Below are 13507 nucleotides of genomic sequence, written 5' to 3'. Positions count from 1 at the left end.
CTGACAACTGGCCTGCCGATGAAGGCTGTCATTTGCGCTGTCATGCACAAATTGACTCATCTGATTTACGGGGTGATTCGCACCGGCAAGCCATTCGACGCAAATTACCTGTCGAAACGGCTTGCAATTCAAGACGGTATCTGACCCCGGTTTTGTGATGTGGCGGCAGCTTTCGCAGCGCGGACTTACTCGAACAGCGGCACGATCGCCAGCGGCGCACTATACGTAATCAACTGCCCGCTCTCCGCCCCGAACCGGTAGGTCGCCGCCGGGAAGTCGTTATCGATATCCCCTGCGAACGCCGGCCCCACCACCAGCTGCAGCGGCTGCTCGCCCCCCGGGCGGCGCAGCTTGACCGAGACATCACCGCTCTTCTTCGGGAACACCATGCGCACCCCCACGCACTGGCGCGAGCGCGCGGTGGCGTCCACGTGGCGGGCAAAGGCGAGCGCCTGCTCGCAGGCCGCGCGCAGGCCGGTCGTGTCGTAGGTGTTGTCCAGCTGCGGCGCGATCGACACGCGCGAGCGCAGGGCGAAGCCGCCCAGCCGGTGGTTGGGCACCAGCATGGCGTTCTCGTCGTAGGCGGCCTTCACCAGCGGCAGCACGCCGCGTCCCAGCGCGTCGAGCGCGAAGCTGGTCTGCACGGTCTTGCTGCTCAAGACCAGCTGGATGCCCTCGCCCAGCTGCCCCTTCTGGCGCGGCGCCAGCTGCAGGTGGTTGTGGAGCAGATTCTTGGCGCCGCCGTATTTTTCGAACACCACCATGGCGCGGTAGGCGTCGCGGTAACTGGCCCATTCCAGCGCGTGCGGCTGCCCCTGCGCCAGGGCCAGGGAGGCCGTGGACAGGAGGCAGACGCTTGCAGTGGCGTGGGCGATGCGCATGATCAGAACCGGTAAGCCAGCGCGGTCGAAACCGTGAGGTCGGTGGGCCGCTCGACGAGCGGGCTGCGGCGTGCGTCGCCGCTCAGGCGCGCCGCCTGCACGGTCGAGGTCACGATCCAGGATGGCGCCAGGGTCCAGTTCCAGCGCGCGCCCACGTGCACGTCCTTCAAGCCGCCGCGCGGGCGGTATTCCAGGTTGCCGCTGGCGGAGGCTTCGTCCGGAGTGACGCCGAAGTAGGCGCGGTTGTAAGCGCTGTTGACGAAACTGGCGCCGGTAGACAGCGACACCGTATGGTGCGGCGCGACCTGCAGCGCCAGGCGCTGGATGCCGAGCTGGGCGCGCACGCCGTCGCTGTCGTTGCCCGAACCGGCCAGGATGCTGCTGGTCAGGCGCCACTCGGGCGCCACGTAATAATTGAAGAAAGCGCCGCCTTCGAGGCGCAGCTTGATCTCGTCCATGCCGTTGAGCAGGTTCGCGCCGAACAGGCCCTCGCGGGCGGAGACCGGCACCAGGGTCGCGCCCTGGGTGTCGCCGATGCGCGCGCCCGTGCCGGACGCGCTGCGGCGCGGATGGAGCGACAGCAGCGGGCCGTATTCGAGGGTCGGATGACCGGACAAATGGATGCCGGCGCTCATGCCGGAAATGAAGGCGCCGCCGCTCCACTGGACCTGCAGCACCGGCAACGCGGATACTTTCCGGCCGTCCGCCCCTTCGTACCGCGGCGCCGAGACGGCGCCCAGCCCCGCATACATGTCGCGGCTGCCGTCGGGCATCGGGTTGGTGGTCGGCGTCTGGGCGCTCGCAGCGCCGCCACAGAGGGCCAGGACCAGGACGAAAAGCTTTTTCATGTCGTTACAACCGGGAGTTCGCGTGCCGATATTTTACGTCGAGCAAGACGAATTCTCACGAATTGTTACCCTATGAAATGAATTTTCCTGGAGAAGACCACCGGGGCGCTGCTCCGGTCGACCACGACCAGATGGGCAGGATAGGTGATCGCCATCGTGCAGATCACGCCCGGTCCCGGTTCGGTGTCGACGTGCAGCACCTCGAGCCTGCCCTCCCTGGGCACGATGCTGGAAATGCCGGTGCCGTAGCAGCCGGACGGGCGCGCGCCCAGGAACACGGCGATGACCATCTGGCGGCTGAAGTCCACGGCCGGCTGGGGCAGCTCAAGGCCGGCATGTTCCCGCCACAGGGCGGCCCAGGCATCGGCGTCGGCCACCACGACCTCGCGCGGCGCGGTGATGCCGGAACGGGTGGTCTGGGACAGCGTCTGGAATCCCAGCGGCACCCCTGGCGCCGGCAGCAGGTCGATCGCTTCGACCTTGTTCGCCGCGCCCAGGCCGAGGTCGGCCTTGTCGAGATTCTGCAGCATGGTGTCGAACAGCGGGCGCAGGGCTGCGTCGCTGCAGCTGGTACGCGGCCCGGCGATGGTCTGGCCGGCGCTGCACAGCACCGCCTGCGGAGTCGGGCCCATCAGGGTCTGGGCATAGGATGCGTCGGCGCACTGGCCGGCGCGGTCCCACAGCACATATTTGCTGTCGATGACGAACAGCTTGTTGCGGGTGCCGGCGCAGGAAGCATCCTGCGCCATCTTGACGTATTCGGAAACGACAGGCACGCCGCCATTGGGCTCGCCCACCGCGATACCCTGCCCCGCCGTGCGGTCGGGCGGCGCCACGGTGGAGCCGCCACAGGCAGCCAGGGTAACGCCGATCACGGCGGCAGAAAGCAGGACGCGCCCAGCCATGTTCATCTTGTTCTTCTCCTGCCGGCGTGTCTCTCCGCCAGTCGTTTCCTTGGGAATAAAAAAACCCGCCGACACTCGCATATCAGGCGGGCAAACGGAAAACCAGATAAACCAGATACCTGATGATGAGTATCTTAAGGATCTTGCATGTTGTATTCCCCCCTGAACTGTCGGCGAATTGTCATCAAATTGTAAGGGCGGCGTGCAGCACCTCGTAACCGCCTTGCATTAAACTTGCCCTGGAAGTTTTGTTTAATGCACAATGCTCCAGCGGCCAATTGCTCCTATACAATGCGCTGCAAGGAGAAACTATGTATTGCGCAGCGTCTAGTAACTGCCAGTCATGCGGGATGGGTACGTGAACCGGATCTTTTTCCGTTTCTTCGTGCTGGTCATGCTGTCGATCACGGCCGCGACCTTCGTGATCTATTTTGCGTTCAGCCGGCTGTTCGGCGATCCGCTCGACGACATCGCGCGCAGCCAGGCCGCGGCGCAGATCTTCCTGCTCGAACAATACGTCGACAAGGCCCCGGCCGACGAATGGCTCACGCGCCTGAACAACGTGCGCGTGGTGTCCGACGTGCGCTACGACCTGATCACCCTGGCCGAAGCCCGCGCCGCGCTGGGCAGGAGCGGGCGCGCCGCGCTCGAGCGCGGCGAGATCGTCCTCGATCCGGCCGAACGCACCCTGTTCCGCCGGGTCGACCAGGCGGGCGAGCGCTATATCGGCAGCCACGAAGAAGTGCTGCGCGCCGCCAACCTGCCGATCGACATCGGGCAGGCGCTCAAGATGGAAGCCCTGCGCTATGTGATCGTCGCGATCGCCCTGCTGCTGCCGATCGCGCTGTGGTCGCGCTCGCACTGGCAGGGCTTGCAGGCGCTGTCGCGCGTGGCGGACGAATTCGGCAGCGGCAAGCTCGGGGCGCGCGCCCACATGAAGCCCTCCGAGGCCGTCTATCCGCTGGCCGGGCGCATCAACCACATGGCCGACCGCATCGAAGAGCTGCTGCAAGCGCAGCAAAGCATGCTGCACTCGGTGTCGCACGAGCTGCGCACCCCGATCGCGCGGCTCGAATTCGCGCTGGAACTGCTCGACGCCCGCGCCAAGGACCCCGACCTGAGCCGCCGCATCGCCGCCATGGAGGGCGACCTGCGCGAACTGAACGCCCTGGTCAACGAGCTGCTCGACATGAGCAAACTCGACAGCGCCCGCAACCTGCAGGCCGCGCCCACGCCGCTGGAGCCGGTGCTGCGCGAATGCACGGAGATGCTGCCGCCCTCCCCGCACCGGCTCGACTGCGTGCTGGCCGCCGACCTGGGCGAACTGGAGCTCGACCGCCGCCTGCTGGCGCGCGCCGTCTGCAACCTGCTGCGCAATGCGCAGAAATATGCGAACGGCCGCATCCTGCTGGCGGCCACGCGCAGCCCGCAGGCGCTCGAGATCACCGTGGACGACGACGGTCCCGGCATCCCCGCAGACGAACGCGAAAAAGTGTTCGAGCCTTTCTACCGGCTCGACCGCAGCCGCGACCGCGCCACCGGCGGCTTCGGCCTGGGCCTGTCGATCGCGCGCAAGGCCGTGGCGCTGCACGGCGGCGCCCTGCGCGCGGAAGCCTCAAAGCTGGGCGGGGCGCGCTTCGTCATCACCCTTCCCGTTTAACGAACACGAGACCCATCATGACGATGCAATTGCGCTGCCGCTGCGGCAAACTACAGGGACAGGTCGACACGGCGCGCGTGGCTGCGCGCGCGGTCTGCTATTGCAAGGACTGCCAGGCCTTCGGGCATTTCCTGGGCGCGGGGGCGCTCGGTGCCGCCGGCGGCACCGAAGTGGCCGCCGCCCTGCCCGCCGCCGTGCGCTTCGACGCCGGCCTGGAACACCTGGCCTGCATGTCGCTCAGTCCCAAGGGCCTGTACCGCTGGTATGCCAGCTGCTGCCGCACGCCGGTCGGGACTACGCCGCGCGACCGGCGTACCTCCTACGTCGGGCTGGTGCGTGCCTGCCTGGACGCTTCGCCTGAAGAAATGGACCGCATACTCGGCCCGCTCAAGTCGCACGTGAACACGAAATCGGCAACCATGCCGGTGGCTTCGAACGGCCTGGCTACGATCGGGGTGGTGGCGAAGGTCGGGATGATGCTCCTGAAGGCGCGCCTCGGCGGCGGCTACAGGAAGAATCCGTTCTTCGATCCGCAGTCCGGCCTGCCGGTGAAGCCGGTGCAGGTGCTGTCGCTCGAAGAAAGGAAGGCGCTGACCCCGCAGGACCAGCGCTAGGACACGCGATCAGCGCTCGCTGGTGTCGGGCACGGCGCGCACGTGGGTGAAGCCGTACCAGAGGTGTTCCCACCAGTGGTCGCGCGAGCGCACGGTCACGAGGCAGGCCTTGTCGATACCGCCCTTGAAGAGCGGATCGGGGCACTTGTTGGTCATCAGGGCATAACGCTGGTTCTCAGCATTCACCAGGGCGATGGCGAGCCAGATCGCCAGCCCCCCGAAGAATGCCGCCAGCGACCACGCAATGTGGTTCACATTGCTGGTCTCAAACAGGTCGTCCTCGTTGGGCCGGGACCCATCGTACATCTTGAGGACTTCGCGTTCGACGTCCTTGCTCATTTGGTCTTGGCTGCCTTGGCGACGAGTGCGTCCATGACCTGGGAGGTCGCCTGCAGCATCTGGCCCACGTCCTGGATCTTGTTCGCTTCGGCCACCTGGCCCGGCGACACCACGTACTTGCCGTCGATGATGATCGTCGGGGTGCCGGTGACCTTGTAGGCGGCCTGCAGCTGGCCCAGGCGGCGCAGCTTGGTGGTCACGCCGAACGAGTTCCAGGTTTCCATGAACTTGGCCTTGTCCAGGCCGTTCTTGACGGCCCAGTCGACGATCGCGTCATCGGTCATCAGGCGCTTGCGCTCGACGTGCACCGCGCGGAACACCTTGCCGTGGAATTCTTCCAGCTTGCCCATCGCTTCGAGCGTCAGGAACAGGTGCGCTTCCGGATCGGCCGGGCCCTGGAACGGCAGGTGGATGCGGCGCATGACGATGTTGTCGCCCTGCTTCTTGACCCAGCCGTTGAGCATCGGCTCGACCATGTTGCAGGCCGGGCAGTGGTAAGCGAAGAATTCGATGACTTCGACCTTCTTGCCCGCCGCCTGGACCGGCTGCGGCGCGGTCAAGGTCTGGTAATCCACGCCGTTTTTCGGGTCTGCCGGGGATGCAAAGGCAGTGCTGGCGACCATGGTGGCGGCGATGAGGGCAAAACGCAGGGAACGCATAGATTTCCTTCCACAAGTGATTGAGCAAACGCCGGGAGATTACCATCTTTTTACCCTTCCCTCGTAGCTGGAGGGGCAATTTTGCATTTGCTTACGGATTTAACGGTTTGATGTTGAGTTACTTGCTATGCGGCGAACGCACCGCCGGCCGCCGCTGCCGCACCTTGTCCAGCAGCTCGCACAAGGCCGCCGCCCCGTCCACCGTGCGTGGCCCGGGCCGCGTGAGCAGCTCGCCATCCACCGTGATCAGGTTGCCCCGCTTCACCGCCGTCATGCCCGGATACGGCGCCCACACCTTGAGCCCCGGATTGGCCGGGTCGTAGCGCTTGCCGGCCAAAATCGCTTCCGGGTCGGCCGCCAGCACCGCCTCGATGCCCACTTCCGGCGCCACCACCTTCAGCGCACCGAACACGTTGCGCCCGCCGCAGATGCGGATCGCGTCGCTGGCGATCTGCGCGTCGTTGAGCGTGTACAGCGGCTGGTCCCAGATCTGGTAGAACACGGTCACGGGCGAACGCTTGCCGTAGCGCGCTTCCAGGCCAGCCAGCTTGTTGCGCAAGGCGCCCGCCGCCGCCTGCGCGGTGGCATGGGTGCCCAGCAGCTGCCCGAGCCGCTCGATATTGCCGGCCACCTGCGCCAGCTTGCGCGGCTCGCTGTGGAAGATCGGGATGCCGAGCGATTCGAGCTGGGCGATCTGGCGCGCCGTGTTCCCGGTATGCCAGACCACGATCAGGTCGGGCTTGAGGCTGAGGACGCGCTCCATGTCGATCTGGCTGTTGCTGCCGACCAGGGGGATGGTCTTGGCCGCTTCCGGATAGTCGCTGTAGTTCATGGCGCCGACCACGCGCGCGCCGCCGCCGGCCGCGAACAGCAGTTCGGTGGCATGCGGCGACATCGAGATGATGCGCCTGGCCGGCGCCTGCACCGTGACGCGGCGGCCGGCGTCGTCGACCACGCTGACCGCCGCCGCGGCGCTTGCGCAAGCCATGGCTGCCAGCAGCACCGGCAGGGAGCGAATCAGCGCCTTCATCAGAACTCGTAGCGCAGCGACAGCTTCAGCTGGCGGCCATCGCTCGGGTAGATCCCCGCGCGGCAGCCGTAGGCGTTGCTGTAGTACTGGCGGTCAAGCAGGTTCAGGCCCGTGACCGCGGCTTCCCACGCGCCCACGCGGTAGGCATAGCGCGCATCCACGGTAGCGTAGGACGGGATGCGGGCGCCGCAGGCATTGGTGAAGTCGTTGCCATAGCGCTGGCTGTCGACCCACTGGGCGCCGATGTCGGCGCCGTGGGCGCTGCCAGGCGTCCAGGCCAGGCGCGCGGTGACGACGTTCTTCGGCACCAGCACCATCTCGCGCCCGAGATTCGGGCCGGCAGTGAATTCGGCCTCGACGCGCTGCCACTGGCCGGTGAAGCGCCAGGCCTGGCCCAGCGCGAGCTGGCCTTCGACTTCGACGCCCTGGCGGCGGGTCGGATCGAGGTTGGTGTTGGCGCCCCAGCCGCCGGAGAGTGTCGGGTCGAAGAAGATCTCGTTATGCAGGCGGTGGCGGAAGACCCGGGCCGCGATGCGGCGCGCGTCGCTGCCGGCGCTCACGCCCAGCTCCAGGTCGCGCGAGGTCTGCACGTCCAGCAATGCGCCGCTCGAGCGGTAGCCATTTTCGTCGGCGTTCGGGATGCGGTAGCTCTGCCCGGCCTTGGCGTGCAGGGTGAGGCCGGGCGCGGCGTCGATACTGCCTTCCACGCTCCAGCCGTTCTGCGACTGCTCGCCGGCGGGAACGGCCAGTGCCGCGTTGGCCTCGTCCTTCTCGAAGCGCTCGTGGCGCGCGCCCAGGGCCAGACGGGCGTTCAGGGCGCCGGCAAAGCGCATCTCGTCGCGCAGGTAGATCGCCTTCGAGTCCTGGCTTGCTTGGGATCCGAAGCTGGTGTCGCGCTCCCAGCGCACCAGGTCGACGCCCGCCACGAATTCGTTCTGAAGGCCGCTCCAGCTTGCGCTCTGGCGCAGGCGCGGCGAGAACTGGGTCTGGCGCGAGCGATAGGTCGCCTCGGACAGGAAGCCGCCGAAGTCATAGGCCGACTGCACTTCGCGCTCGCGGTGGCCCAGCTCGGCAGCCAAATCAACGCTGCCGATCCGGTGCTCGGCGAAGGCCGTCACGCGGTCGCTGTCGGTGGAGCCGAAATCGTTCGGGGTCAGGGTCTGGCGCGGGTTGGCCAGGAATTGCTGCTCGGTGAGCGAGCCCGGGAAGCGCATGTGCTGGCGCGCGCTGTCGACGCGCATGCCGAGGCGGGTCGCGTCCTGCGCCCACTGGAAGCCGCCGCTGATGCTCTTCTGGCGGAAGGCGTTGTTGTCGCGGTAGTTGTCGGTGCCTTGCTTTGCCGCGGCCAGGTCGAAGGAGAGCGGGCCTTCTCCGTGGCGCACGGAGGCGCGCGCATCAATCTGGTCGAAGCGTCCGCCCTCGACGCTGACCGAGCCGTGGTAGCCTGCTGCCCCCCCGCGCTTCGTGATGACGTTGATGACGCCGCCGGTGGCGCCTTCGCCATACAGCACACTGCTGCCGCCGCGCGTGATCTCGATGCGCTCGACGGTATCGACCGGGATCGACGCCAGGGTCGCGCCGGACAATTCGTTTTCGTTCATGCGCACGCCGTCGACCAGGATCACCAGGTTCTGGCTGCTGTTCGAGCCGAAGCCGCGCAAATCGAGGCCGAAGTCGGGCGAGCCGTCCAGGCTCTGGCGGCCGTAGACGCCGCCGATCTTGCGGATCGCGCTGTTGACGTCCAGCGCGCCGGCGCGGCGGATCTGGCCGGAGGTGATGACGGTGGCGCCGATCGGCGCGTCCGCTTGCGCCGGGAAACGCGCGCCGGTGATGACGACCGCAGGCAGTTCAGGGAGCTGGACGCTGTGTTCCTGGGCCAGGGCATGGGGAGCAAAGATGGAAGACGACAAGGCGCAGGCCAGCGCGAGCGGCGTGAGGGCCGGCGCGCTGCGTGGTACGGCAGCAAATTTCATGTGATGGTTCTCGGTAAAAGCACCGGCCTGCGTCCCCGCACACCGGAGTCAACGGAAGACGCCACCAGCATGCGAGCCTGTGGCGCTTCCACCTGTCCTGGCCGGTATCCGGGCTTGCAAGACCGACCGCCTCACCTTCCTATGCACGCCGGCACAGTGGTATTCGAGGCGGCCTGCCGTCCTCCGAACCACATGGAGGGCGACGCTTGTTGACCGTTGCGGGGGCAGCACATCCTGGCAGCAGCGCGCAGCACTGTTGCCTCGTGTTTCCCGTTTAACTGCGCTCGCTGATCGCGGGCGCGGGCACCAAAACGCGGTGATTATAACCTGACAAGCCTGGACAGGCTTCCGTCGGCGCTTTCGCCTTCCTGTCGCAAAAGCGTGGTCTTTCGACCACCGTCTGGATATAGTCGAGCAGGTAGAAGAACAACATCGACAAGGAGTGCCGTATGCACCTGCAAGGAAAACATGGGCGCCTGCGCGCCGCCACGCTGGCCGCGCTGCTGGCCATCGGCGCGGGCGGCGCCTGGTTCGCGCAAGCCGATACGCCGGCGAGCATCGTGCCGCCATCGCTCGACGGCATCGCACTTGCCGCGCCCGATGCCGCCGCGGTCACGGTGCCCAGCAGCCCGGCTGCCTGGGGCGGCATCCGCGGGGCTGGCCAGGCCACGCTGTCGGACCGTGTCGTGAACTACCGCATCGAGGCCACGCTCGACCCGGTCAAGCACGTGGTCACCGGCCGCCAGCAGCTCACCTGGCGCAACCGCAGCGCCGTTCCGGTGCGCAGCGTCTACGTTCACCTCTACATGAACGCCTTCGAAGGCGAAGGCAGCACCTTCTACACCGAGCAGCGCGAGCGCGGCGAACGGTTCCGCAGCGGCCAGGACAGCGGCGCCGGCGAATGGGGCCATATCGCCCTGCGCAGCGTGCGCCAGGGCGGCGCGCAGGTGGCCTGGCATTTCGTCCAGCCAGACAAGGGCCCGGCCACCGACCACACGGTGGCGCGCCTGGACCTGCCGCACCCCGTGGCGCCGGGCGCCGCGACCACGCTCGACATGGCCTTCACCACCCAACTGCCGCGCGTGACCGCACGCACCGGCTATTTCGACCGCTTCCACCTGGTCGCGCAGTGGTTCCCGAAGATCGCGGTGCTGGAACTGCCGGGCGAGCGCGGGGCCACGGCGCCACGCTGGAACGCCCACGAATTCCACATGGAGTCCGAGTTCTACGCCGATTTCGGCAGCTACGACGTCAGCCTGACGGTCCCGAAGGGCTATACGGTCGGCGCCACCGGCGAACTGCAGGGCGCACCGATCGAGAAGAACGGCCAGCTCACCTACCGCTACGTCCAGCACGACGTCCACGATTTCGCCTGGACCGCCGACCGGCGCTCTGCTGCCCCGCTGGTCGAAACCTGGAACGGCCCGGGCAGCCCGCCCGTTACCATCCGGGTGCTCTACCCGCCGGAGTACGCGGCCAGCGCCAAGCCGGCGATGAAGGCCGCCCGCGATTCGCTGGCCTACTTCTCGCGCACGCTCGGCCCCTACCCTTACCGCACGCTGACCGTCGTGATCCCGCCGCACAACGCCCAGGAAGCTGGCGGCATGGAATACCCGACCTTCATTACCGCCTCGGGCTACGCCCAGGTGCCGGCCAAATCGCTGGCCGAATACGAGCTCGATGGCGTGACCATCCACGAATTCGGCCACGGCTATTTCTACGGCATCCTGGCCAGCAACGAGTTCGAGGAACCGATGCTCGACGAAGGCCTGAACGAATACTGGGACACCCGCATGCTGCGCGAGCGCGGCCAGCAGGTGCATCCGCTGCCGCATTTCCTGCAGCGGATCGGCGTGGCGCCCGCCTTTGCGGCCTTCGACACCCTGCGCATGGCCTCGCCGCGCGACAAGCCGGCCGATGCGCCGGGCCAGAACGCGTGGAAGCGCCTGCAGGGCATCGGCCCGGTCTACACCCGCAGCGCGACCGTGCTGCGCGACCTCGAGGCGCGGATCGGTAGCGCGGCCATGGAGCGCGGCTTCAAGGAATATTACCGCCGCTGGCAATTCCGCCACCCGAGCATCGCGGATTTGCGCGAAGCGCTGGCGGACGGCAGCGGCGCGCGGGCAGCGGTCGAAGACGTCTTCGCCAAACAGGTGTATGCGACCGCGCGCGTGGACGACCGCGTGTCGGCGCTGTCGAGCGAGGAAGCGCTGCCGCTGGCCGGCACCCGCAGCGTGAACGGCAAGCGTGTCGAAGAAACCGCGGCGGCGCTCGACCAACGTATCGCAGGCATCCGCAGCCAATGGGAGAAAGCCCATCCGAAGGCGAAGAAGGGATCGGGGCCCTTCCCCTGGCGCACCCAGGTGACGGTGCGGCGCGAAGGCGCCAGCGTGCCGCAGACCCTGGTCGTGAAGTTCGAAGACGGCAGCAGCGAGACCGCCGTGTGGGACGCCGATGAAAAGTGGCGCAGCTTCAGCTGGAGCAAGCCGGCCCGCGCCGTGTCGGCGGAACTCGACCCGCAGCGTCGCCATTACCTCGACGTGAACAAGCTCGACGACAGCCGCACCATGCAGCCGGATACCCGCGCATCGACCCGCTGGGCGAGCGAAGCCGCAGCCCTTGTCCAACTCATCCTGTCCTTCATCGCTACCGTATGACGACCATGAATACTTCTGTCGCGGCACCCCGGGTGCTGCAAGCGACTGCGCCACATGCACGCCGGACCGGCCTGCTGGGCGCCCTGCGCCCCGCCCTGCAATGGCGCCTGATGCTGCTCTGGCTGCTGGCGCTGCTGCTGCCGGCCATAGTGGCCGCGCTGCCCATCTGGCGCATGCTGGGCGCCGCCTTCGACCGCTCGGTGCACGTTCCCACCCTGGCCAGGGGGCTCGACTTGGTCGCCATTACGGACCTTATCGGCCTGCACGGCCAGCATGCCTCGGCCCTGGCCAGCGGCGGCCTGGTGGCGCTGGCGATGACGCTGCTGCTGTCGCCGCTGCTCACCGGCGCGGCCATCACCGCGGCGCGCGCTCCCGCCCCGATCGGCTTCGCGGCGCTGGCCGCCGGCGGCGTGCACGAATACGGGCGCCTGCTGCGCATGATGCTATGGGCGGTGGTGCCGCTCGGCCTGGCAGGCTTCCTGGGCGCGATCGCGGTCGGGGCGGCGGACCAGCATGCAGCTACCGCAGTGCTGGAATCCTCGGCCGGCAATGCGCAGCTGGGGGCGGCAATCGTCGCGGGCGTATTGGTGCTGCTGGCGCATGCCACGCTCGATGCGGGGCGCGCGGTGCTGGCCCTGGATCGCCGGCGCAAATCGGCGGTGCTGGCCTGGCGTGATGGCCTCGTATTGCTGGCGCGGCGGCCGATGGCAACGCTCGGCTTCTATGTGGCGATCACTGTGCTGGGATTAGGACTGGCCGGCGCGCTGGCGGTGGCGCGCCTGAGCGTGCCGGCGCTGGGCGCGGGCAGCTTCGTCGGCGGGCTGCTGGTGGCGCAGCTGGCGGTGCTGGCGCTGGCGTGGATGCGCTGCGCGCGGCTGTTTGGCTTGATGGAACTGGCGCGGGGTTCGTAGGGTGGGCGGGGGACCCGCCCACCCTACGACGGCGACGACGGCAACACGGCAACAACGGTCCGATCTTATGTCCCGCGCTTGCCGCGCGCCGCTTCTTCCGCTTTTTTGGCCGCCTTCTCTTCCGCGATGCGCGCCTTCTCGGCGACCTCGGCGGCATGCTGCGCCAGCGCAGCGGCGCGGCTTTCCGGCGTCTCCAGGCTGATCCGCCCCAGCGCGCCGGTGCGGTAATCCTGCAGCAGCGTATGCGCGCCCTTTTCGTAATCGAATTCGCCGCCGCGCACGCGGAAACCCCGGCGCGCCGCCACACCCTCGATCACCGAGACGCCATCCATCCCGTCGGTCTTGAAGCCATAGCGGGCCGTGAGCAGATGGGGGTAGCGCTCGAGCAGCAGGTTGCCCAGGTATTCGGCCACTTCTTCCTCGATCAGCGCATTGGTGCCGATCGCATGGCTGGCGGCCAGCATCAGGCCGTCGCTGGCCATGGCGATCTTCGGCCACAGCATGCCGGGGGTGTCGACCAGCACGGTGTGCTTGCCCAGGTAAAGCTTTTGCTGGACCTTGGTCACGGCCGGCTCGTCGCCCACCTTCGCGACGCGCTTCTTGAGCAGCGCGTTCATCAGGGTCGACTTGCCGACGTTCGGGATCCCCATGATCATGATGCGCAGCGGCTTGGTCGGCACGCCGCGGTGCGGCGCCAGCGACAGGGCCAGGTCGGGGATGCGGGCGACGTCGGCCGGCTTCTTGGTCGTCATCGGGTAGGCGGTCACGCCCTTGCGCGCCTCGTAGAAGGCTTTCCACGCGGCGGTGGCGACCGGATCGGCCAGGTCGGTCTTGTTCAGGATTTTCAGGCAGGGGCGCTGGCGGAAATTGCGCAGCTGGTCCACCAGCGGGTTGCAGCTCGCCTCCGGCAGGCGGGCGTCGAGGACTTCGATCACCAGATCGATGTTCTCCATCTGCTCGGCGGCTTCCTTCTTGGCCGCGTTCATGTGCCCCGGGAACCATTGTATCGACATGCTCTATTCTCTCAATC

General features: G+C 67.5%; 12 protein-coding genes and 1 riboswitch. Of the genes, 4 read left to right on the top strand and 8 right to left on the bottom strand.

Features of this window, described 5'->3' with window-relative positions; translation table 11 throughout:
* Positions 1–185: 185 nt before the first annotated feature.
* The 3 genes from AC56LR_RS20670 to AC56LR_RS20660 form a co-directional block, all read right to left on the bottom strand.
* On the bottom strand, positions 186–881 hold the full coding sequence (locus AC56LR_RS20670) for a hypothetical protein (protein WP_497133218.1): 696 nt from the start codon (positions 879–881) through the stop codon (positions 186–188).
* 2 nt (positions 882–883) lie between these two features.
* Positions 884–1729 (bottom strand): MipA/OmpV family protein, encoded by an 846-nt coding sequence (locus AC56LR_RS20665; RefSeq protein ID WP_497133216.1) that lies wholly within the window; start codon positions 1727–1729, stop codon positions 884–886.
* Between the two features lie 65 nt (positions 1730–1794).
* Positions 1795–2640, bottom strand: coding sequence for a protease complex subunit PrcB family protein (locus AC56LR_RS20660; RefSeq protein ID WP_497133214.1), 846 nt, complete (start codon positions 2638–2640; stop codon positions 1795–1797).
* 352 nt (positions 2641–2992) lie between these two features.
* On the opposite strand from AC56LR_RS20660, the gene AC56LR_RS20655 reads away from it, so the two are divergent.
* Both AC56LR_RS20655 and AC56LR_RS20650 read left to right on the top strand, forming a co-directional pair.
* Complete coding sequence (locus AC56LR_RS20655) at positions 2993–4294, top strand: ATP-binding protein (protein WP_497133212.1); 1302 nt, start codon at positions 2993–2995, stop codon at positions 4292–4294.
* Between the two features lie 17 nt (positions 4295–4311).
* Entirely contained in the window at positions 4312–4908 is a 597-nt protein-coding gene (locus AC56LR_RS20650) for a DUF6151 family protein (RefSeq protein ID WP_497133210.1), read from the top strand.
* Between the two features lie 9 nt (positions 4909–4917).
* On the opposite strand, the gene AC56LR_RS20645 is transcribed toward AC56LR_RS20650, so the two are convergent.
* The 4 genes from AC56LR_RS20645 to AC56LR_RS20630 form a co-directional block, all read right to left on the bottom strand.
* On the bottom strand, positions 4918–5247 hold the full coding sequence (locus AC56LR_RS20645) for a hypothetical protein (RefSeq protein WP_497133208.1): 330 nt from the start codon (positions 5245–5247) through the stop codon (positions 4918–4920).
* Complete coding sequence (locus AC56LR_RS20640) at positions 5244–5906, bottom strand: thiol:disulfide interchange protein DsbA/DsbL (RefSeq protein ID WP_497133206.1); 663 nt, start codon at positions 5904–5906, stop codon at positions 5244–5246. The genes AC56LR_RS20645 and AC56LR_RS20640 overlap by 4 nt, the downstream gene beginning before the upstream one ends.
* 118 nt (positions 5907–6024) lie before the next feature.
* Positions 6025–6936 (bottom strand): cobalamin-binding protein, encoded by a 912-nt coding sequence (locus tag AC56LR_RS20635; protein WP_497133204.1) that lies wholly within the window; start codon positions 6934–6936, stop codon positions 6025–6027.
* A complete protein-coding gene (locus AC56LR_RS20630; RefSeq protein ID WP_497133202.1) occupies positions 6936–8909 on the bottom strand; it encodes a TonB-dependent receptor in 1974 nt (657 codons plus the stop codon). Before AC56LR_RS20630 ends, AC56LR_RS20635 begins: the two co-directional genes overlap by 1 nt.
* Before the next feature lie 82 nt (positions 8910–8991).
* A riboswitch (cobalamin riboswitch) is annotated at positions 8992–9235 on the bottom strand.
* Between the two features lie 123 nt (positions 9236–9358).
* Here AC56LR_RS20630 and AC56LR_RS20625 point away from each other — a divergent pair.
* Together AC56LR_RS20625 and AC56LR_RS20620 are read left to right on the top strand one after the other, a co-directional pair.
* Positions 9359–11566 (top strand): M1 family metallopeptidase, encoded by a 2208-nt coding sequence (locus AC56LR_RS20625; protein WP_497133200.1) that lies wholly within the window; start codon positions 9359–9361, stop codon positions 11564–11566.
* Between the two features lie 5 nt (positions 11567–11571).
* Positions 11572–12477: a hypothetical protein gene (locus tag AC56LR_RS20620; RefSeq protein ID WP_497133199.1), complete on the top strand. Its 906-nt coding sequence runs from the start codon at positions 11572–11574 to the stop codon at positions 12475–12477.
* A gap of 65 nt (positions 12478–12542) precedes the next feature.
* On the opposite strand, the gene ylqF is transcribed toward AC56LR_RS20620, so the two are convergent.
* Positions 12543–13463, bottom strand: coding sequence for a ribosome biogenesis GTPase YlqF (ylqF, locus tag AC56LR_RS20615; protein WP_497133220.1), 921 nt, complete (start codon positions 13461–13463; stop codon positions 12543–12545).
* Between the last annotated feature and the right edge of the window lie 44 nt (positions 13464–13507).

The organism is Telluria sp. ZT3P39 (genome assembly GCF_059685935.1).
Note: the sequence above shows the minus strand (reverse complement) of the source record. Positions and strands in the feature narration are given on the sequence as shown.